19 protein-coding genes, 1 tRNA gene and 1 pseudogene are annotated in these 20,812 nt (G+C 71.3%); 7 read left to right on the top strand and 14 right to left on the bottom strand.

Annotation, left to right across the window (positions count from 1 at the left end; genetic code table 11):
- Positions 1–69 precede the first annotated feature (69 nt).
- Both JJ683_RS11380 and JJ683_RS11375 read left to right on the top strand, forming a co-directional pair.
- A tRNA-Arg gene (locus tag JJ683_RS11380) sits at positions 70–142 on the top strand.
- A 31-nt stretch (positions 143–173) separates the two neighbouring features.
- Positions 174–479: a hypothetical protein gene (locus JJ683_RS11375; protein ID WP_200174182.1), complete on the top strand. Its 306-nt coding sequence runs from the start codon at positions 174–176 to the stop codon at positions 477–479.
- A gap of 11 nt (positions 480–490) precedes the next feature.
- Here JJ683_RS11375 and JJ683_RS11370 read toward each other — a convergent pair whose 3' ends face one another.
- The 5 genes from JJ683_RS11370 to JJ683_RS19120 all read right to left on the bottom strand — a co-directional run bounded on the left by JJ683_RS11370 (position 491) and on the right by JJ683_RS19120 (position 5,583).
- The gene (locus tag JJ683_RS11370; RefSeq protein WP_200174180.1) at positions 491–1,528 is read right to left on the bottom strand and encodes a MerR family transcriptional regulator; all 1,038 of its coding nucleotides are present in this window, start codon (positions 1,526–1,528) and stop codon (positions 491–493) included.
- Entirely contained in the window at positions 1,528–2,196 is a 669-nt protein-coding gene (locus tag JJ683_RS11365; protein ID WP_200174178.1) for a HEAT repeat domain-containing protein, read from the bottom strand. Before JJ683_RS11365 ends, JJ683_RS11370 begins: the two co-directional genes overlap by 1 nt.
- Positions 2,197–2,286: 90 nt before the next feature.
- Positions 2,287–3,330 (bottom strand): GDSL-type esterase/lipase family protein, encoded by a 1,044-nt coding sequence (locus tag JJ683_RS11360; RefSeq protein ID WP_200174176.1) that lies wholly within the window; start codon positions 3,328–3,330, stop codon positions 2,287–2,289.
- Positions 3,331–3,688: 358 nt separating this feature from the next.
- Positions 3,689–4,312, bottom strand: coding sequence for an RNA 2',3'-cyclic phosphodiesterase (gene thpR, locus JJ683_RS11355; protein ID WP_200174174.1), 624 nt, complete (start codon positions 4,310–4,312; stop codon positions 3,689–3,691).
- A gap of 14 nt (positions 4,313–4,326) precedes the next feature.
- Positions 4,327–5,583, bottom strand: coding sequence for a CorA family divalent cation transporter (locus JJ683_RS19120; RefSeq protein WP_242474630.1), 1,257 nt, complete (start codon positions 5,581–5,583; stop codon positions 4,327–4,329).
- Between the two features lie 140 nt (positions 5,584–5,723).
- Between JJ683_RS19120 and JJ683_RS11345 the strand changes: the two genes are divergently transcribed.
- Positions 5,724–6,542, top strand: a complete 819-nt coding sequence (locus JJ683_RS11345) for a pirin family protein (RefSeq protein WP_200174225.1) — start codon at positions 5,724–5,726, stop codon at positions 6,540–6,542.
- Between the two features lie 121 nt (positions 6,543–6,663).
- The gene (locus JJ683_RS11340) at positions 6,664–7,344 is read left to right on the top strand and encodes an alpha-ketoglutarate-dependent dioxygenase AlkB (protein WP_200174172.1); all 681 of its coding nucleotides are present in this window, start codon (positions 6,664–6,666) and stop codon (positions 7,342–7,344) included.
- A 52-nt stretch (positions 7,345–7,396) separates the two neighbouring features.
- On the opposite strand, the gene JJ683_RS11335 is transcribed toward JJ683_RS11340, so the two are convergent.
- The 3 genes from JJ683_RS11335 to JJ683_RS11325 form a co-directional block, all read right to left on the bottom strand.
- Positions 7,397–8,323, bottom strand: a complete 927-nt coding sequence (locus JJ683_RS11335) for a universal stress protein (RefSeq protein WP_200174170.1) — start codon at positions 8,321–8,323, stop codon at positions 7,397–7,399.
- A 111-nt stretch (positions 8,324–8,434) separates the two neighbouring features.
- Positions 8,435–9,943: a carboxylesterase/lipase family protein gene (locus tag JJ683_RS11330; RefSeq protein WP_200174168.1), complete on the bottom strand. Its 1,509-nt coding sequence runs from the start codon at positions 9,941–9,943 to the stop codon at positions 8,435–8,437.
- Positions 9,944–10,030: 87 nt separating this feature from the next.
- On the bottom strand, positions 10,031–10,885 hold the full coding sequence (locus JJ683_RS11325; RefSeq protein ID WP_207280153.1) for a maleylpyruvate isomerase family mycothiol-dependent enzyme: 855 nt from the start codon (positions 10,883–10,885) through the stop codon (positions 10,031–10,033).
- A 91-nt stretch (positions 10,886–10,976) separates the two neighbouring features.
- On the opposite strand from JJ683_RS11325, the gene JJ683_RS11320 reads away from it, so the two are divergent.
- Positions 10,977–11,450, top strand: a complete 474-nt coding sequence (locus JJ683_RS11320; RefSeq protein ID WP_200174166.1) for an adenylyltransferase/cytidyltransferase family protein — start codon at positions 10,977–10,979, stop codon at positions 11,448–11,450.
- A 61-nt stretch (positions 11,451–11,511) separates the two neighbouring features.
- On the opposite strand, the gene JJ683_RS11315 is transcribed toward JJ683_RS11320, so the two are convergent.
- The 5 genes from JJ683_RS11315 to JJ683_RS11295 form a co-directional block, all read right to left on the bottom strand.
- Entirely contained in the window at positions 11,512–11,943 is a 432-nt protein-coding gene (locus JJ683_RS11315) for a type II toxin-antitoxin system Rv0910 family toxin (RefSeq protein ID WP_200174164.1), read from the bottom strand.
- 96 nt (positions 11,944–12,039) lie between these two features.
- Positions 12,040–12,267: an antitoxin gene (locus tag JJ683_RS11310; protein WP_242474628.1), complete on the bottom strand. Its 228-nt coding sequence runs from the start codon at positions 12,265–12,267 to the stop codon at positions 12,040–12,042.
- A 79-nt stretch (positions 12,268–12,346) separates the two neighbouring features.
- Positions 12,347–14,803 (bottom strand): HAD-IC family P-type ATPase, encoded by a 2,457-nt coding sequence (locus JJ683_RS11305; RefSeq protein ID WP_200174220.1) that lies wholly within the window; start codon positions 14,801–14,803, stop codon positions 12,347–12,349.
- 133 nt (positions 14,804–14,936) lie between these two features.
- Positions 14,937–16,154, bottom strand: coding sequence for an MBL fold metallo-hydrolase (locus JJ683_RS11300; protein ID WP_307810869.1), 1,218 nt, complete (start codon positions 16,152–16,154; stop codon positions 14,937–14,939).
- A gap of 5 nt (positions 16,155–16,159) precedes the next feature.
- On the bottom strand, positions 16,160–16,918 hold the full coding sequence (locus tag JJ683_RS11295) for an enoyl-CoA hydratase (protein ID WP_307810868.1): 759 nt from the start codon (positions 16,916–16,918) through the stop codon (positions 16,160–16,162).
- A gap of 155 nt (positions 16,919–17,073) precedes the next feature.
- On the opposite strand from JJ683_RS11295, the gene JJ683_RS11290 reads away from it, so the two are divergent.
- Together JJ683_RS11290 and JJ683_RS11285 are read left to right on the top strand one after the other, a co-directional pair.
- Entirely contained in the window at positions 17,074–18,600 is a 1,527-nt protein-coding gene (locus JJ683_RS11290; RefSeq protein WP_200174162.1) for a carboxyl transferase domain-containing protein, read from the top strand.
- 112 nt (positions 18,601–18,712) lie between these two features.
- Positions 18,713–20,629, top strand: a complete 1,917-nt coding sequence (locus tag JJ683_RS11285) for a propionyl-CoA synthetase (RefSeq protein WP_200174160.1) — start codon at positions 18,713–18,715, stop codon at positions 20,627–20,629.
- Here JJ683_RS11285 and JJ683_RS11280 read toward each other — a convergent pair.
- Positions 20,630–20,812 (bottom strand): annotated as a pseudogene (locus JJ683_RS11280) (hypothetical protein); the annotation flags it as partial.

Genomic DNA, 20,812 nt, shown 5'->3' with positions numbered 1-20,812 from the left:
CGCGATCATCGCAGGAGCACGATGACCGCAGGAGCAAGATGACCGCAGCCCGGTCCGGCCGCGTCCCACGCCCTCGTAGCTCAGGGGATAGAGCACCGCTCTCCTAAAGCGGGTGTCGCAGGTTCGAATCCTGCCGGGGGCACACTGAATCCGCCGATCCCGGAGGCGCATCCATGCTCTCTGTGATCGTGCTCTGGGCGTGGGCGGTGACCGCGCTCAGCGGGCTCGGCCTGCTCGGCCTGCTCGGCGCTTGGCTGACGACGCCGTCCGTGCGCACCGCCCGCACACGCGGAGGCAGGCACCGTCGGCTCCCGCCGAGCCTCGTCCTCAGCCATCTCTCCGTCGCCGCCGCAGGATTGCTCGTCTGGGGCGTCTTCGCCTTGTGGAGCCGCAACGCTTTCGCCTGGGCGGGGCTCGGCGTCTTGGCGGTGACGACGATCGTCCTCATGATGCTGACCTTGCTTGCCGTGGCGGAATAGGGCGTCGCCGCTCAGGTCGCATAGTCGCCCGGAGCCTGCCGCAGGATGACCTCGGCAGTCTTCGACACGAAACTGTCCGGGTGGCCCGTCAGCTCTTCAAGGGCTCGCCGTGGTGCCCGCCCGCCCAGCTCGGCCATCGCCTGCGCCACCCGCACGAGCACGTCGACCGGGGCGGCTCGCCCCGACTCTCCGCCGCCACGTTCGGCGGCGCCCGTCAGCGCCGCGACGACCCGGTCCGCGGTGACCGTGCCCGCATGCACGAGGCCCGCCAGCGTTTCGGACGCTTCGACGTCCCGCCGCCCCTGGATCACCATCCGTACGAGGAGCGGGACCGCATCGGTGCCCCCTGCGGAGCCCACCGCGACGGCGGCACGCTCGCGCACCTCCGCGTCGCCGTCACCTAGGGCCCCTTGCAGTACCGCGATCGCGTCGGGGCCGCCGAGCTCCGCCAAGGCGGCGACCGCCCGTCGTCGCACCGCCGCGTCCGGCGCGACCGATCCCGTTTCCAGAACGCCGATCGCACCCGCGGGGCTCTTCGCCAGCGCCCAGCGCAGCGCCCCGGCCACGTTGGCGTCCTCCTCCGCCAACAGCGCCTCGGCCAGCGCGTCCCCCGGGATGGCGGCGACGGCGTCGCCCTGCCCCAGCACCGCCTGCTGCTTGCGCGCGCCGGAACCCGACCGCACAGCCTTGAGCAGCAGGACGATCCGCACCGTGTCCTGCCAGCCCGTAGGCTCGGCCGACCGCAGTTCGTCGAGCCGACCGAGCAGTTCGGTGTCCGCCGCGATCCTCCGACGAGTCGATTCCCGGAGTTCATCGAGCAGGCCGACGGGCGAGAAGCCGTCGTCGTCCAGGGCCCGCTTGACCGCCGAGAGCGGCATGCCCAGCGATCGCAGGCTTTCGACGTGCACGAGCCGGCGGAGGTCGGCGGCGGCGTATTCGCGGTAGCCGCCCGCCGTCCTCCCGCTGGGGCGGACGAGCCCCAGTGAGTCGTAGTGGCGCAGCATGCGCACGCTGACCCCCGACCGTCGCGCTAGCTCCCCGATCAGCATCAGTCGTCCTGCACCGCCTGCGGTCCGAGCGCGCGCACGCGGCGAGCCGCACCCACCTGCGCGTCGGCCACCGCGTCCGGATCCGCCATGAGCGTCAGCGTATCGCGGACGTGCCCGCGCACGTCCGCGTCGCCGGAACGTCCGGCGGACTCGGCGGCGGCTGCGCCGTGATCACCGAGTGCCGCGAGGGCACGGCTGAGCGAGCGCCGCACCTCCCGGTCGCCCCTGCCCAGCTCCCCGGCCAGCCGCGCGGCGAGGGCCGCCTCCGCACCGAACGGGACGAGAGACACGGACGCACGCCACGACGCACGCGCCACCTCGTCGTCTTCCGCGTCGAGGTGCTCCGCGACCGCCGGCCACGCCGCGCCGTCGCCGATCTTCGACAACGTGTGCAGCGCCTGACTCCGCGGCTGCGGCGCGACCGACCCGAGAGCATCCACGAGCAGCGGCACCGTCACCGCGGACGGCAACCGGGTGAGCGCCCAGGTGAGCATGTCGCGGACGTAGAAATCGGGCTCCACGGCGCACCGGTCCACCAGAGTCTTTGCGAGTGCTGCGTCCGGCTGCGATCCCGCGGCCAAGGCCGCGCGCAGCCGCACCGACGAGTGCGGGTGCTCGAGCAGGTCGGCGGGCCGGCGGCCGGTGTAGATCGTTCTCCGTCGTGTCACGGCGAATGCCTCCTTCGACTCCCATCGAAGGGGATGACACCGTGTGAGGGTCAAGCAGGCGGCGTCGGGAACAGGCGGGCCGAGCACGCGTCAGGAACCACCGATGCCGGTGAGGGCCCGCACCGATCCCAGCGACCCGCGGGGGCCGTCGACGACAGATCCCGCCGAGCCGACAGACCCCGCAGAGCCGAGGGAGCCGGCCGAGTCCGGCGATCCCACGGAGCCGAGCGAGCCCCCCGCACCGCCGCCGGTGAGCAGCGGCATGAAGGTGTCTGCGATGACCTGGTGCCCCGTCGGGTTCGCGTGAATGTCACCGCGGCTGCACATCCACGTCCACGTGCAGATCCGCGCTACGTTCGTCGGCACGGCCCCGACGCCGGGAAGCTCGACGTCACCGGTGAAATCGTTGGTGTCGAACGCGGCGGTCACGTCGGCCGTCTTCCACCCGTGCTGGGCGTTGGTACTGGTGATGACCGCGGAGAGCAGGTTGTCCGCGGGGACCGTCGCCGCGGCGAGCGCCCGTTGCATCCCGCCCTTCAACCATGCGGCGAGCATCGGATTGTAGTAGGTCATCCCCACGTACACCGGGCCGTCGCCGCCCGCCTCGCGGATGCGGGCGTCGATCCGTGCGAGGTTGGTGCGGATGACACCGAGCTGCTCCGCGACGCAGCCCGCCATCGGCAGCACCGACGCCCCCGCCGAGCCCGTGCCCGCCGAGCCCGCCGACTGGGTGATCGAGCCCGCATCCCCGGACCCGCCCGAGACGCACGGGAAGATGTCGTTGGCGCCGATATCGTTGGTGACGTAGGAGATCTGGCCGGGATGCTCCTCGATGAACTCCGCCGCCGCCGCCAACTGCGAGTGCTGCTGGTACTGGCTGCAGTGGCCGCCCTCCACCATGGAGACCGACGTCTCGCCGTCGCAGCCGAACTTCTTGAGCTCGAGACCCGGATCGTCGGCGCTGAGCGCCGCATAGATCAGGTCGCTGTAGGCGATGGGTTCGTCGGTATCGCTGTCCGGCTGGTATCCGGTGGACAGCGAATCCCCCAGCGACACGTAGTAGGTGGTCTCGGGGGCTGCCTCCGCAGGGCCTGCGGCCAGCAATGTCCCCGCGGCCACGAGGGCCCCCACCACCGCGGAGATCGCGGCACGCCGGGCCCGCCAGCCCCTTTCGTGTGTCCCGCGCCGCCGCGGATCGTGTCCCTGCCGCCGAGTCATCGTTCCACCGATCATGCGGCCGCCTCCGATACCGTCATTGCGCCGGGTCGCCGCCCTGCGGGGCCGGATCCGCGTGACGGCGCGCACTGACCTGGCACGCCGACAGGCCCACCGTCCCGCGCTGCACGTCGACGTTAACGCCGCCCCCGACCGTTCACCCCGGGTTTCGTCGAATGGACGGGGAATGCGACGGCGACGGTGGTAGAACCACGACCCCTTGGCCAGGTCGACGACGCACGGGCTGCGGACCGGCGCTGCCGCCACCAGGTCGCCGTCACTCCGGCTGCGGCGCCCAAGCGGCTCCGGCACGCCCGCCCAACTCGGGCCGCGCCACCACCGTGTACAGCGCACGCCCGTCCTCCCCCGCCCCCAGCATGGATTCGACGACGCTCACGTCGCGTACGACGATCTCGACGGGCTCGACGGCCGCCGCGACGGCAAGTGCCGACGCCGCCTGCGAGCGCCGTACCCGGGCCAGCGTGAGGTGCGGGGTGAACCGCCGTGAGGCTCCGCATCGCGAGGCGAGGGCGCGCAGTTCCGCGCGGTCCGGCTCGGTGGCCCCGTCCGCACCGAGCCAGACGACGCTGCCCCCGTGGTGGTCGAAGCTGCTTGCGCCGCCGATCCGCAGCCGTATCGGCGGATGCTCCGCGGCGTCCGCGGCGATCCGCTCGACCAGCGCCCCGACGTCGCGCACGGCACCGTGGAAGGCGAGGGTGACGTGCATCTGCTCCGCGCGCGCCCACCGCACACCCAGGCCTCCCGGCAACGCGGCGGCGATGACGGCCCGGATGGCGACCGGCGGAACCAGTGCGGTGAAGAGTCGGCGGGGGCACCTGTCCCCTGCAGCTTCCGCCGGAACTTCCACAGCGGCTTCCGCACGGATTCCGGAATCGTCCACGCCACCGTCCACCGTCAGATCCAGTCCTTGCGGCGGAACACCACGAACAGCAGCAGCGCCAGGGTGACGATGGCGACCGTGCTGGCGATCAGCCCGGAGACCTCGTCCGAGCCCGGGTAAGGCACATTCTGACCGAACCATCCGGTGATGGCGGTGGGCACGGCGATGATGGCCGCCCAGCCGGTGAGCTTCTTCATCACCGTGTTCAGCCTGGCGTCCTGCAGCGAAAGATTGGTCTCGAAGATCGTCGTCACGAGCTCACGCAGCGACTCCGTCCATTCGGCGACGCGGAGTACGTGGTCGAAGAGGTCCGCGAAATCGCTGCTGAGCTCCTTGGACCAGGCGTCGCTGTCGTGGTCGTCCCGGTGCCGGACGATCGCACTGACCACGTCGCGCATGGGCAGCACCAGGCGCCGGAAGTGCACGAGCTCCTTGCGCAGCCGGTAGTTGGTCCGCTGCACCGATCGATCGTGGATGCGGTCGTCGAACAGCCGGTCCTCGACGTCCTCCAGCGCATCGTCGAACTGCTCGGCGGTGTCCAGGTGGCCGTCGACGATGACGTCGAGGATCGCGTGCAGCAACCCCAGTGGCCCCTCCGCCCCGCCTGCCGTGCCGTTGCGCCAGCGGGACACGGCCCTGTCGACATCGAAGCGGTCGTCGCGCCGGACCGTGACGATGCCGCGCGGAAGCACGAACATCGATACCCGGCTGGCACGCAGGCTCGACGGTGCGACGCCCTCACGTCGCCGGTGCCGACGGCGCCGCCGGCGCCGGACGGCCCCGTCATCGGTGTCCGCCCCGTCATCGGTGTCCGCCTCGTCATCCGTGTCCGCCCACTGTGCGAACGCCGCATTCGCCGCCGCGGCTTCCGCCACCGCCGCGTCCGGTCCTCCGGCCGCGCCGGGTCTGCCGGCTGGCCCGGTGGGCCCGGTGGGCCCGTCGGGAACGGCGCCGATGCCGGTGGCGTAGGCGGTGACGAACAGGTGTCCAGGGTGCCGCGTGGCTTTGGGCCGCTCGTCGTAAGCGATGGTGTCCTCGATCGCATTGGTGTCCAACGCGAAGGTCCGGGTGAGTTCGGCGAGCACCTCCTCGTCCGGCCACAACACGTCGACCCAGAACGTCGCACCTCGCGCGCCGTCGGGGGTCGCGTCGGCCAGCTCCCGCGCGGACAGCCCCTCGACGACACGCCCGTCCGCATGCCACAGCACGCCGCGGAAGCGGGGTGAGGGAAGCGAATCTGAGGCGGGCGCGGGCGCGATGATGTCCGTCATGACCACAGTGTGCCGGTGCGCAGCGAAGCACGTCCTGGAACCACTGGACCCGGATGCCGCTGCGTACAATCGGATCCGGCCCGGCATCGCGGCACGGGCTCGGCCGCGCCGCCGACAGCGTGAAGGAGCCCCCAGTGACCATGCACTCCCCGGGCGCCCGCACACCGCGCATGGACGTGCGTCGCGCGGCGGACCGCTTCTCCACGCGGATCGACTGGCTCGATTCGCGCCACTCGTTCTCCTTCGGCCACCACTACGACCCCGCCAACACCCACCACGGGGTGCTGATGGTCAACAACGACGACGTCGTCGCGCCGGGGCTGGGCTTCGACACCCACCCGCATCGCGACATGGAGATCGTCACCTGGGTGCTGCGCGGCTCGCTGGTGCACCAGGACTCCATGGACAATTCCGGGGTGATCTATCCGGGTCTCGCGCAGCGCATGAGCGCGGGCACCGGGGTGCTGCACTCCGAGAAGAACGACTCGTGGCGCCTCGATGGAGTCCCCGCGGCGTTTGCCCGCGAGCACGACGAGCCGGTCCGCCTCATCCAGATGTGGGTGGTTCCGGACGAGCCAGGCCTCACCCCGGGCTACGAACAGCTCGAGGTGGAGGACGCGCTGCTGCGCGGCGGGATGGTCACCATCGCCTCCGGCATGAACTCGTACCGCGACCACGCGGCGATCCGCATCCACAACCGGTACGCTGCGATGCACGTCGTCAGGCTGGGGCCCGGCACTCCGCCGGCCACGCTCCCCGACGCCCCGTTGCTGCACGTGTTCGTGGCGCGCGGACAGGTCGAGCTCGAGGGCACGGGCCCGCTGGTCGAGGGCGACGCTGTGCGGATCACCGGCGGCGGTGGCCAGCGTGTGTCGCCGCCGGCGGCTCCCGGCACGGACGCGCCCGGCGCCGAGGTGATCGTCTGGGAGATGCACGCGGGACTCGGCGGCCCTATCTGAGCATCTCCTGCCTGAGCATCCCGCCGTCTGGGTGGCCGGCCCGACTTGAGCGTCCGGCTACTGGGGGACCCGCCCGGTACGGCTCTAGCGCAAGTGTTCGATTCGAATGTATGCTCGCATCATGACGGCGGCTTTCCAACCGACACTCTTCGACTCCGCGGTGGACCGGCCTTGCTACCGCCCCCTGCCGCCGGTCGTACACGCCGCCGGCGGGTCCGCGGGAGCCGGAGCACGCGCGCATCTCGCAGAAGGCGCCTGGGTGGAGCTGCACCCGAATTGGCTGCGTGGCGCGGAGGCTCTGCCGGACCGGCTTGCGCAGTCGGTGGACTGGCGCGCGGAGCGCCGGGCGATGTACGACCGCGTGGTGGATGTGCCGCGGCTTGTCCGCTTCTACGGCGAGGGGGAGCCGCTCCCCCACCCACTGATCACGCAGGGGCTGTCACTGTTGTCGGACCACTTCGGCGCGGAGCTCGGTGAGCCGTTCCGCACCGTCGGGATGTGCCGATACCGCGATGGGTCCGACAGCGTCGCCTGGCACGGGGACGATATCGGCCGCGGCCGCACCGAGGACACCATGGTCGCGATCCTGTCTTTGGGCACCGAACGGACTCTCCTGCTCCGCCCACGGCGGCGGCCAGGCGGTGCGGGCCGCTCGGCGTCGCTGCGGTTCCCGCTGGGGCATGGCGACCTCATCGTCATGGGCGGCAGCTGCCAACGCAGCTGGGAGCATTGCATCCCCAAATCGGCCCGTGCGCGCGGCCCCCGAATCAGCGTGCAGTTCCGCCCGCGCGGGGTGCGCTGACCGCGCGCTCCCGCCTGGGCCCTAGGCCGCGCCTATGCCACCGGGAGACTCATCAGCCGCGAGGCCGCACCACGACCAGCGGGCACTTGGTCCGGTGCAGCAGGGCGTGGCTGGTGGATCCGAGCACCAGTCCCGTGAAGCCGCCGCGGCCCCGGCTGCCGGTGACGACCAGTTGCGCGTCCGCCGACCATTCCGTGAGGATCTTCGCCGGGTTCTCGCGTTCGACCACCTGCCGCACCCACGTCCCCGGATGCTGCGCCGCCCGCTCCTCGACCAGGCCGCGCAGCTGCTCCTCCTCGGTGCGCTGGACCCGCCGCCAGTACGGGTCGTCGGCGCGTGAGCCGAGCAGTCTGGGATGCACCCCGGCATCACTCCACACGTGCACGGCCACCAGTTCCGCACCCCTCGAGTCCGCCTCCGCGTACGCGAAATCGAGCGCGGCGAGCCCGGCTTCCGAGCCGTCCACACCGACGACCACCGGCGCTCCGGCCTTGTCCGCCGGGTCGGGGACTCCGTCCGGCAGCCCGGGGATCACCGCCACCGCGCAATGCGCGTGCCCGACGACAGCCCGCGTCACCGAACCGACGAAGAGCCCCGTCAGCTCGCCATGGCCCCGCGTGCCCATCACGAGCAGGCGCGCGTCCGCCGTGCGACCGATGAGCACCTCGGACGGCGACCCCACCTCGTAGGAGGCGTCGATCGTCAGATCGGCACCGTCCACGGCCGCCCGCGCAGCGTCGGCGGCATCACCCAGCACCTTCTCCGCGATGCGTGTGCGCTCGTCCTCGACGAACCGGGCCGCCATAGGCTCTGTGTAGAACACCGAGGGCACCGTCACCGCGTAGAGGAGCCGCAGCGGAAGCGCCCCCGCAAGCGCGTACCGGGCGGCCCATCGCACCGCGCGCGCCGAGCCCTCGGAGCCGTCGACGCCCACGCACACCAAGCCCACGCCCTCCGGCCGGCCGGAGTCCCGCTCCACCACGGCTCCTCCCGTCCGTCGCACCACGCCCGGCGCGGCCCGTCCGCGTCGGATGCGTCCGATACCCATTCTGCCATCCGCCCGGGCCGGGCACGCGTGATTGCGGCAGCGTCACCGATACCCGCGGAAACCCTCCCAGGCCTCTCGACGTTCACGCCGCGGATCGGAGACCACGCGGTCGCGGCGGTCGAAGATCATGGTCCGGCGCGCATGCGTGTCGTAGCGCGGCCACGTGTCCATCGGCGCCCCTTCCCGCGCGAAGCGCAACCAGTGCCCCTGCATCCGCCGGCTCACGCCGCGCAGGTCACGCGCGCCGCCCAGGGTGGTCATGGACTTGCCGAATGTCGTCTCCCCCAGCCCGAACACCGGCACCAGCTCGGTCGCGTGCGTCGCGCCCAGGCCGAGCGTGTCCATCAGCCGCGGCGCATAGTCGTAGCGGTAGCGGTACGTGGGCGCCGTCTGCGTGTGCCCGTCCGCGCAGTCCAACGACGGCTTCCAGAACATGGCGTCGCCGCACAGCGCGGTCAGCGCGTTCTCCGAAGGATACGACGGGTAGGCGGAGAGCACACGCTCGCGCAGCTCCGGCTGGGTGTTCTCGAACAGCAGGTCCACGCGGTCGGTGGTGAGCGGCATGCCCTCGTCGCCGAACTTGCGGAACAGCGCAGCCTCCCGACGGTTGGTGCCGATGATCATGGGCAACCTTTGCGCCTTGCCCTCGGCGAACGCGTCGAGCGGCGCCATCGGCAGAACATCCCCGTCGACGACCGGCGCGTAGCCGAGTGTCCCGGGCTCGTCTTCCAGGGCTCGCCGCATGAAGGACAGCCCGGCCTTGCCCAGGTGCCGGACGCCCGCGGACTCGAGCGCCTGCACCTCGCGGCCGTCCTCAGCGCCGAGCTCGTCGAGGAAGATCCGCGACCACCGCTGCGACCGTTCCGGCCCGTAGCAGACGGCGGCGTTCGCGCTCTGCGCGATAGACCTGCTGAACAGGCCCTCCGCATGCGGCGACGACATGAGCGACACCACGGCGTTGCCGCCGGCCGACTCGCCGAACACTGTCACGTTGTCCGGATCACCCCCGAACGCCGCGATGTTGCGGTGCACCCACTCGAGCGCGGAGATCTGATCCCGCAGGCCCAGATTGGATTCGATGGGGCGCGACGCCGTGGAGAACTCCGAAAAGTCCAGGTAACCGAGCGGCCCCAGCCGGTAGTTGAGCGAGACGTAGACGATGTCGCCGTGCTCCACCAGACCCTGACCACCGTAGAGCATCGTCGCGCTGGTGCCGATGACGTATCCGCCGCCGTGGATATAGACCATGACCGGGCGAGGCCGTGTGCTGGGGGCCGCCGGCGCCAGCACGTTGAGCGTCAGACAGTCCTCGCTCATCGGCTGGTATTTGCCGAGGCCCATCATGGTGGCGAACTTCATCTGGGGGGGAGCGAACCCCCAGCTCAGCGCGTCACGGACGCCCGACCAGGGCGTCATCGGCTGAGGCGAGCGAAACCGGAGCCGGCCCATGGGCGGCAGGGCGAACGGAATCCCGCGCCAGCTGAGGAAGTCCCGGTAGCGGCGGCCGCGCACCCGCCCCTCGACGGTCTCGACCTCCGTGATCAATGCCATGGAGTCACTATACGAAAGCGCTCCCGCTACTTCAGGGCCGAGGATCGCGCCCACGCAGGTGCGATTCCGCCCGGCGCGGGCGCATCCTCAGATCGTGAACGCCAGCGACGCCGGGATCCGCCACCCCAGCGCCAACGCGTCCTCGGCGCTCATCGCACCGGACCGCCCCACCTCGACCTTGATCTGATGCACAACCTCGTCCATGGTCACCCGGCCCCCGGCCAGCCGCGCGAACACCCCGGACGGCATGGTGACGGTGACGTCGGGCTCCCCGCCGATCGGTGCCATCGCCGCGCGCCCGTCGGCCACCTGAACGTCGAGAGTCCGCGGGATCGGGCCGTCGAGACGCAGGCGGACCCGGGCGCCTTCCGGCGCGCCCGCCTTCTTGCCCACGAGGAACGGGACCGCGCCGGCGATCTCGGTGAACGCGAGCTCTGCGCGGGCCCCGCCCTCCTCCCCCGGGCGCGCTACGGCGTCACGGATGTCGAGCTCGTGCATCCAGCAGTCGAACAGTCGGATGCGCATGAACCGCCCGTACGATTCCGGGCCCACGGGAGTGGTGGTCGCGGCGTCGAAGCCCGCCTGCGGCATCTGCTCGAGCGCGTGCCTGCGCCGGGCCAGCAGCGCCGTCCACCTGTCCATCAGATCCGCAGGCAGTTCGTCCCGCATCGACCGTACCCAACGCTCGTTGATCTCGCCGATGGGATTACGGACGTACGCCGCGGCGACGGCGTCGACCGGCGCGGGCGGCGTCTCCCGGCCGTCGAGCATCGACTCGGTGCCGATGATGTGCGCGGCGATATCGTGCACCGACCACCCCGGCAACGCGGTGGCGGCCTGCCACTGCTCGGCGTCCAGCGTGCGCAGCAGCTGCTCCAGCACCGACCACTGCTCGAACAGCGCGGCCTGCACGGCGTCCCGGTCCACCTTGGTCACGGACATGACCCGACATTAACGCACGAAGGCGCTCCCCGGAACGTCGTTGCGCGCGCCTTCCCCTGTGCGCGCATGCCCACGGGTGGACAATGCGGAGGTGACCCGACAGCACCTCGCCGCCGCCTGGACCACCCCCGACCCGCCATCACGACCCGTGGTGGCCACCGGCGCGTTCGACATCCTGCACGTGGGACACCTGCGGCTGTTGGGCGAGGCTCATCGGCGTGGGCGCCCCCTGGTCGTGGGAGTCGAGGACGATGAACGTATCCGCGCGTGGAAGGGCATGACGCGCCCCATCAACTCCGCCGTCGACCGCGCCGCGATGCTCGCCGCGCTGCGGTGCGTCGACGGTGCCTTCATCATCTCCGGGGACCCGGACGTGGCCGGATGGCGCGAATATTGCCGGGTGCTGGAGCCGATCGAGCCGCACGCGCTGGTGTTCACCGTGGGGGATCCGCACGCCGAGCCCAAGCGCCTGGCAGCCGGCGCGTTGGGAGCGGAGGTGTGGGAGGTCCCGCACGTCCCCAAACGGTCCACCACCCGCATAGCGGGGCGGCTCGCCGGACACTGAACCGCCGCGATCCCCGGCGCAGGCGTCCACCCGGCTGAGCAGTTCAGTCCGGCAGAGCAGTTCAGTCCGGCAGCGCCGCGAGTTTCGCCATCGAACGCGCAATGTCGCCCTTGAGCGACCGTCCGATGGCTGAGCCGATGGGGCCGCGCGCCATCGGATTGGAGAATTCGACGTCCATGGTGATCGCAGAGCCGTCGCCCGCCGGTGCGATGGACAGCGTCATCGCCACCTTGGTACCGCTCTTGCCCTCGCCTCGCAGCCCGATCCTCTCGATGGGACGGTACTCCTCCAGCGTCCAGTCGACGCGATTGCGCATGCCGCGGACCGATATCACCGATGTCAACTCCAGGCCCTGCTCGACGGTGTCGGGAAGCTCGCTGCGCCAACCGTCGTGGATCGTTAGCCACTGCTCGAATCGATGCAGATCCGACGCCCGGTCCCATGCCGCCTGCGGGGACAGCGCGAACGTCTCGGTCACCTTCAGCGTGGTCATCGGTTCTCCCGTCCTGATCTACGCGCACGACGGCCGGCCGCGCAGGGGGCCACCCCTGCGGCCGGCCGCCACCGGCGCCTCTGCTCCGGACGAAGACTACTCCGAAAGCTTGCCCTTGATCGTGTCCTGCGCCTTGTCGACCTTGTCCGCGTACTTGCCGCCGGTCTTCTCGTCGACGGTGTCGCCGAACTTCTCCACCGCTTGGTCGATCTTGTCGGGATTCTGCTGCGCGTAGCCCTTCGCCTTGCCCACAAGACCCTTCAGCGAGTCAGCGAAGCCCATCAGGCCCACCTCCAGTCGTCCGCATGCCGGGCTCTCCGGCATATCACACTCCACCGTTCCATGTTCGGGCCGTGATTGCAGGACGGGCGCCACGCGATGGTTTCCCGCACCCCGGCCGGCATCACGCCCGGCCGCTGTTCCCCCACAGTGGCCGCCTGTCCCCCGTGCGCGCCCTGTCGATCCAGAAAACCGACTCGATCAACGCTGCTCCCACCAGGCCGCAGGCAAGCCCGATGACCGTCCATTGCCAGTGGGACGGGTCGATCTCGAAGAAACTGCGCACGAACGGGATCGAGAACAGCACCACGTAGGCCAGGCCTGAGACCACGAGCAGGACGATCTTCCACCACTGGTAGGGGCGTGCCACCACCACCAGCACCCACAGGCTCGCGACGATCAGGGTGATCAGGACGCTGGTCGACACTTGCTCCCGCACGGGTTCGGGCAGGTCCACCCCTTGGTAGACGATCATGTAGCAGACGAACGTGGCGATGCCGATGATGACGCCCGCCGGCACCGCAAGACGCAGGACGCGGCGGACGAAGCCGGTGCGCGCGCGCTCGTTGTTGGGCGCCAGCGAAAGGATGAATGCAGGCACGCCGATGGTGAACCACGCCGCGATGGTCACGTGCCTGGGAAGGAACGGGAAGGGGACAGGGTCGGCGTCCGCGACGGCCGCGATGACCCCGGCGAAGCCCACCAGGAACGCCAGCAGCGCGGAATAGACCGTCTTGGTGAGGAACAGGTTTGCGACCCGTTCGATGTTGCCGATCACCCGGCGACCCTCGCCGACCACGTAAGGCAGGGTCGCGAACCTGTCGTCGAGCAGCACGATCTGCGCGACGGATCGGGTGGCCGGGCTGCCCGAGCCCATCGCCACCCCGATGTCGGCATCCTTGAGCGCCAGCACATCATTGACGCCGTCGCCCGTCATCGCCACCGTGTGCCCGCGCGATTGCAGAGCGGTGACCATCGCCCTCTTCTGGTCGGGCCGCACGCGCCCGAAGGTCGTCGTCCCCTCGAGGGCGTCCGCGAGGGCGTCCTGGTCCTCCGGCAACGTGCGCGCATCCATCGCGGCGCCGCCTGCCGTGATGCCGAGCGAATCCGCGACAGCGCCCACCGAGACGGCATTGTCGCCCGAAATCACCTTGACCGACACCCCCTGGGCGCCGAAATAGTCCAGCGTGGCGCGAGCGTCGGGCCGCACCCTCTGCTCCAGCACCACCAGGGCGGCCGGTCGCGCGGTGGCGGCGACGTCCAGGGCGTCGACGGGGCAGCCGGCCTCGGCGAGCAGCAGCACACGCAGCCCGCGCGACCCGATCTCATCGGCCTCGCGCGCCACCTCCGACGCCGGATCCAGGAGCACGTCCGGCGCTCCGAGCAGCCAATCGCCCTCGTCGCCGAAGGAGATTCCGCTCCACTTCTTCGCCGACGAGAACGGTGCGACGGCCGTGGCCCGCCAGCCCGGGTCGTCCGGCCGCGCCTCCTTTATCGCGAGGATCGACGCGTTTGGCCGCGGCTCCGCCGCCGCGAGCGCCGCCAGCGCCGCGTCCACCCGACTGCACTCCGCACCGCCGCTCTGCGCAGCACCCGCACCGGCGGCGCCGGTCACACGCACCTCGGACAGACGCATTCCGTTCTCCGTCAGCGTGCCGGTCTTGTCCGCGCACACCACGTCTACGCGGGCGAGCCCCTCGATGGCGGGCAACTCCTGCACCAGACACTTACGCTGCCCCAGCCGCACCACGCCCACCGCGAACGCGATCGACGTCATCAGCACCAGCCCCTCCGGCACCATCGGAACCAGCGCCGCCACCATGCCGATCAGCGAATCGCGCACGCCCTCCTGCGAGTTGACCAGCTGGTTGTAAATGGTCAACGCCCCCGCAGGGAGGAGCAGGTAGGTGACGAACTTGAGGATGCGGTCCACGCCCGAGCGCAGCTCCGAATCGACCAGGCTGAACCGGCTCGCCTCGTCGGCCAGACGGGCCGCGTACGCCTGCGCGCCCACAGCGGTGGCACGGAACGCCCCGCTGCCGGCCGCGACGAAACTCCCCGAGAGCACGCGGGATCCGACGGGCTTGTGCACGGGATCGGACTCACCGGTGAGAAGCGACTCGTCCACGTCGAGCCCTGCGGCCTCGATCACCTCACCGTCCACCACCAGCTGGTCGCCCGCGCCCAACTCGATGATGTCGCCCGCGACGACCTGCTCGGGCGGCAGCCCGGACGCGGCGCCGCTTCGGCGGACCACCGGCTGCGCCTGGCCGACGATCGTGAGTTTGTCGAGGGTGCGCTTGGCGCGCAATTCCTGGATGATGCCGATACCACTGTTCGCGATGATCACCAGGCCGAACATGCCGTCGATCGGCGAACCGGCGGCGAGCACGATCACCAGCAGAACGCCGAGCATCGCGTTGATGCGGTTGAAAACGTTGGCGCGGACGATGTCCGCAGTGGAGCGCGACCCGCGCTGCGGGACGTCGTTGGTGAGCCCGTCGCGCACCCTCTGCGCCACCTCGGCCGCGGTCAAGCCCGGCTCCTGCAGGCCCGGCCCTTCCCCGTTCCGCGGCGGCATCACGGGCTCCGGAGAGCGCGGCATCGGCGCCCCATGGTCCGTTGCCGCCGCACGCATCCGGGCCTCACCTGCGGGATCCGACTCGTCGACTGACACACCGACACCCTAGTGACTCCGCCGCCGCGCGCGTCCGTCAACCGGCGATCCGGTCATCACTCCACCAGCGGTCGCCGCCGTCGCCGAGCAAGCCGACGGCACCGTCGACGCTCCCGCCCGCCGTACCGGCACCGCCGGACAGCGGCCCGAGCTCCACCCGATGCCCGGGCCGCGGAACCGCCAACGCGATCCCGTCGCCGTGGCCGCCCCCCGCCGGGGACCCGACCGCTGCGCACAGCCGCTCGATGGGTTCGGACCAGGCGTGTGGGGCCAGGTCGAAGGTCCCCCAGTGCACCGGGAGCAGCGTCGCGCGCCCACCGGGGTTGAGGTCGCTGCACGCACTGACGGCCTCTTCCGGCGTCATGTGGATGTCCGGCCACAATGTCGAGTAGGCGCCGATGGGCAGAACCGTCAGATCGAACGGCCCGTGCGCGTCGCCGGCCGTCCGGAAAGCCGACGTGTAGCCGCTGTCGCCGCCGAAGAACACGCGACGCCGCGCCCCCGCCACACTCCAGCCTGCCCACTGGGTTCCGTCCCGCCGGAGGCCCCGGCCCGAGAAGTGCCGCACCTCGCACGAGGTGAACGTCAACCCCGCCACGACGGCGGACGACCCCCACCCCAGTTCCACGATGCGGCCGTCGTCGATGCCCCACCGCCGCAGGTGCGCGGCAACCCCTGTCGGCACGATGAAGGTGCAGTCCTGCGTGCGCGCCAGGCGGACCACCGTCGCACGCTCGAGATGGTCGTAGTGGTCGTGTGAAATCAAAACCGCCTCGACCGGCGGGAGCCCCGAGGCGGTCACAGGCGGCCGGTGCAGGCGCCGCGGGCCCACCCACCGGGACGGCGAACAGCGGTACCGCAGAACCGGATCGGTGAGCACCCGCCGCCCCTCGATCTCGAGCAGCACCGTCGCGTGCCCCAACCACGTTGCCGCGCACTCCCCCGCCGCGGCGCCGACGTCCGGCACGATCACCGGGATCGCGCTGGCGGGCCTCCGGCGGTCGCCGCCCCGTCGCATCTCGCGCAGGCCCCGCCACAGCCCCTCCGGCGCGAACGACGCCGACGGCTCGGTGTTGCGGAACCGCTTTCCCCGCGGCGCGACGGCCCCGATCTCCCCGCGCACGTGGCGCAGCTCGCCCGCCAGCATCACCGCCGCGCCCGCAGCCGAGAGCGCCGCGGCAGCGCGGGCACTGCGTCGTCTGCTCCGACCGGGCCGGCTGCGCTGACTTTGCCGGACGGGCTCTGCTGCTCGCACGACGTTCACGCTCCTTGGAACCGGGGTGCGCGGCCTGCGCGCCGCGCCCTGCTCGCCTCCGACTTGTCCTCGCTGGCCCAGACCTTGTTGAACAGCTCCGTCTGCTCGTCCGAGGCCTTGGACCGGCCGCCGTCGTCGTTGAAGACCAGCTTCAGGTGCTGCAGACTCAGTGGGGCGTACGCCGCCAGCTCTGCCGCCCACCGGCGGGCCGCCTCCCCATCGCCGATCCGGTTCGCCAGACCCAGCGTGCCCGCCTGACCGCTGTCCATCTGCTGCGCACCCATGAGCATCGTGCGCGCATGGCCGCCGCCGATCATCTCCGTGAGCTTGCGGACGGTCCAGTTGTGAACCGCCAGCCCCACCTTGACCACGGGGATCTGGAAGCGCGCGCCCTCGTCGACCACACGCAGGTCGCAGGCCAGGGCCAGCTGGGTGCCCGCGCCGATCGCGGGGCCGTTCACCGCGGCGATCACCGGAACCGGCACCTGCTCGATCGTATGCAGCATGTGCACCAGCGCCAGCGGGAAGCGGCTGCTGTAGACGTCGCCGGAAAGGTCGGCGCCCGCGCAGAACGCGGTGCCCGCGCCGGTGATCACGACGGCGCGCGCCCCGCCCCCGGCCGCCGCCTCCACTGCTTCGCGGATCGCGTCGCACATCGACGTGTTCAGCGCATTGCGTTTGTCCGACCGTTGCAGTTCCAGCAACGCCACGGCCCCCTCGTGCCGCACGCCCACCTTCGCGGACTGCGCCTCGGTTCCAGTCACCCGCTCGCTCCTCTCCCGTTCGCCGCCGGCCCACCGCCTACTCGCCGGTAGCCGTTCGATTCGAAGATACAGCCCCGCACCGTCGCCGACGGTAGCGTCTGGGTCACCGGACCGGACGCGCCCCGGCCGGGACGAACCCCACGAGGAGACGGCACATGCCCGCACCCGGCGACGTTCCGGAACGCATCACCGCGCACGCCCTCATCGAGGCCGTCATCGACGCGGGCACGTACGCATCGTGGGACGCCGAACCGGTGCGCCTGCCGCACACCGACGCCTACGCCGATTCTCTGCGCCGCGCCCGCGAGCGCACCGGCGTCGATGAATCGGTCCTCACCGGCGAGGCGACGGTGGATGGCCGCCGGGTGGTGCTGCTCGCCTGCGAATTCGGATTCCTCGGCGGCTCCATCGGCGTGGCCGCGGCCGAACGCATCACCTCCGCCATCGAACGCGCCACCGCGGAGCGCCTCCCGGTGATCGCCTCGCCCACCTCCGGCGGTACACGCATGCAGGAGGGCACCACGGCGTTCCTGCAGATGGTCAAGATCGCCGCGGCCGCGCAGAACCACAAGGCCGCACACCTGCCGTACCTCGTCTACCTCCGCAACCCGACTACGGGCGGCGTGTTCGCCTCATGGGGCTCGCTGGGCCACATCACCATGGCGCAGCCGGGGGCGCTGATCGGTTTTCTGGGGCCGCGCGTCTACGCCGCGCTGTACGGCGAGGAGTTCCCCACCGGGGTGCAAACAGCGGAGAACCTCTTTCGCAATGGCATCGTCGACGGAGTCGTCGCCGCCGCCGACCTGCGCCCGCTGCTCGTCCGCGCGCTGCGGGTGCTCGCCGGGCTGCCGGAACCCGGCCCGCACGCCACGCCCGGCCCCGCGCCGCAGGTCGTCTCCCGGTATCAGGACGTGCCCGACCTCCCCGCATGGCAGTCGGTGATGCTGTCGCGGCGCGGCGACAGGCCCGGCATCCGCGCCCTGCTCGCCCACGCCGCCACCGATCTCGTCCCCCTCAGCGGCACCGGCCAGGGCGAGGTGGAAAACGCGATGGTGTTGGCGCTGGCCCGGATCCGCGGCGTACCCGCCGTGGTGCTGGGCCAGGACCGGGCGGCGCAGACGCCCACGACGCCGCTGGGCCCCGGCGCGCTGCGGGAGGCCCGCCGGGCGATGCGGCTGGCCGAACAGCTGCGGCTGCCCCTCGTCCTCGTGATCGACACCGTGGGAGCGGCGCTGTCCGTCGCAGCCGAGGAGCGGGGGCTGGCCCCGGAGATCGCGCGCTGCGTGGCCGATCTGGTGACCCTGCGCACCGCGACGGTGTCGATCATCCTCGGCCAGGGCAGCGGCGGCGGGGCGCTGGCACTGCTGCCCGCCGACCGCGTGCTCGCCACGCAGCACGGCTGGCTCGCGCCGCTGCCGCCCGAAGGCGCCAGCGCCATCGTGCACCGCGACACCGCGCACGCCCCGCAGATGGCCGACGAACAGGGAGTGCGCTCGCGGGACCTGCTGCGCGACAGGATCATCGACGCGGTCGTCCTCGAGGAGTCCGACGACGGTCCCGCAGAGCTCGGCGCGCGCGCCGGCGCCGCGATCGCTGCGGAGTTGTGTGCGCTCGCCGAGGTGGGCGACGACGACCGCATGCGCGCCCGGCTGGACCGGTACCGGCGCCTGGGACTCCCCTGACCGGGGGCGAAACGCCGCGTGCCGTCCTACGACGGTGACGCTGTGACCGTCCGCACAATAGTGTGGGAGTGCACGAACCGTTCAGATCGGACGACCCGAGTCGAGGTGGGACATGACCAGCAGCCGCCACAGCGGACCAGGCCCGCACACCGGCGCGTACGCGCAGGCCTACGACGCGTCGGTCAACACGCCGGACGCGTTCTGGCCGGCCGCCGCGCGGGGGATCACATGGTCGGCGCCCCCGACCCGCGCCCTGGACGCCGGGGAAGCGGAATCAGGCCACTGGTTCCCTGACGGCCGGCTCAACACCTGCGCAAACGCACTCGACCGCCACGTGGCCGCGGGACACGGCGACCGCGCCGCGCTGATCTACGACTCCGCGATGCTCGGCGAGCAGCGCACCTACTCGTATGCGGAACTGCTCGACGAGGTCTCTCGGTTCGCGGGAGTATTGGCCGCGCAGGGCATCGGCCACGGCGACCGCGTCGTCATCTACATGCCGATGGTCCCCGAGGCCGCCATCGCCATGCTCGCCTGCGCTCGGCTGGGGGCCGTGCACTCTGTCGTCTTCGGCGGCTTCGCGGCCAAGGAGCTCGCCGCGCGTATCGAGGACGCCGAGCCGAAGGCGCTCGTCACCGCCTCCGGCGGCATCGAACCGGCGCGGCCCGTGCCATACCTGCCGATGGTGCGCCAGGCACTGGAGATGACGTCGGCCGCGCCGCGGACGGTGATCGTCAAGAAGCGCGAGCAGGTCGCCGGGTCCGCCGAGGACCACCCCGGCTGGCTCGACTGGGACGCGCTCATGGCGGACGCCGCACCCGCCGATCCCGTGGCGGTCGCGGCCACTGATCCGCTCTACGTCCTCTACACGTCCGGAACCACCGGCAAGCCGAAGGGAGTGGTGCGCGACAACGGCGGCTACGCGGTGGCGCTCCACTGGTCCATGGGCAACATCTTCGATATCCGCGCGGGCGACGTCTGGTGGTGTGCCTCGGACGTCGGCTGGGTGGTGGGGCACTCGTACATCGTCTACGCACCTCTGCTCGCCGGCGCCACCACGGTGCTCTACGAGGGCAAACCCGTGGGCACCCCCGACGCCGGCGCGTTCTGGCGGGTCATCGCCCAGCACGGCGTGAAGGCACTGTTCACCGCTCCCACGGCCGTCCGCGCCATCCGCAAGGTCGACCCCGACGCCGCCTTGATGGCCGCGCACGACATGTCCACGATGACGCACCTGTTCACCGCCGGCGAGAGGCTGGACCCGGACACGTTCGAGTGGGCGGGCAAGGTTCTCGGCGTGCCCGTCATCGACAACTGGTGGCAGACGGAGACCGGCTGGCCCATCACCGCCAACCCGGTCGGGCTCGAGCCGATGCCCATCAAGCCCGGCTCGTCCACCGTGCCGGTGCCCGGGTTCCGGGTGGAGATCCTCGACGACAAGGGCGTCCCGGTGGCGACAGGCGAGGAGGGCAACATCGCCATCCGGTTGCCGCTGCCGCCGGGAACGCTCACGGGACTGTGGGGCGATCCGGAGCGGTTCCACGCGTCGTACATGGCGGCGTTCCCCGGGTACTACGCCACCGGCGACTCCGGCCGCATCGACGAGGACGGATACGTCTTCGTCCTCGGACGTTCCGACGACGTGATCAACGTGGCCGGGCATCGACTGTCCACCGGCGGAATGGAGGCCGTGGTGGCGGGGCACCCGGATGTGGCCGAATGCGCGGTGATCGGCATCCACGACGACCTCAAAGGACAGCGTCCTAGCGGCTACGTGGTGCTCAAATCCGGCGCGACGATCGACGCCGATACGCTGCGCGAGCAACTGGTGACGCTCGTACGCGACGAGATCGGCGCCGTCGCCTCGTTCCGGGACGTCACGGTGGTGGAGGCGCTGCCCAAGACCCGCTCGGGCAAGATTCTGCGCAAGACGATGCGCCAGCTCGTCGACCGGCAAGACGTGGTGGTGCCGTCCACCATCGAGGACATGGCCGTGCTCGAGGCGCTGGAAAAGCAGCTGCGGGGCTAGTCACCTCACCTGCACGGTTGTCGAGGAGCCGCCCGGCGTGGTCGCCTCGCCGCTGCCGGTGACCACGCTGACGACGGCGACGACGAACAGCAACGCGGCCGCGCCGACGGCGGCGAGCACTCCGCGCCGCACGGGCAGGCGCGGAGGCGCGGGCGGCGGCGGTGCCATCGCGGCGCGCACGTC

It is taken from the genome of Tomitella cavernea, assembly GCF_016599145.1.
In the GTDB taxonomy this organism is placed as follows: domain Bacteria; phylum Actinomycetota; class Actinomycetes; order Mycobacteriales; family Mycobacteriaceae; genus Tomitella; species Tomitella cavernae.
Note: the sequence above shows the minus strand (reverse complement) of the source record. Positions and strands in the feature narration are given on the sequence as shown.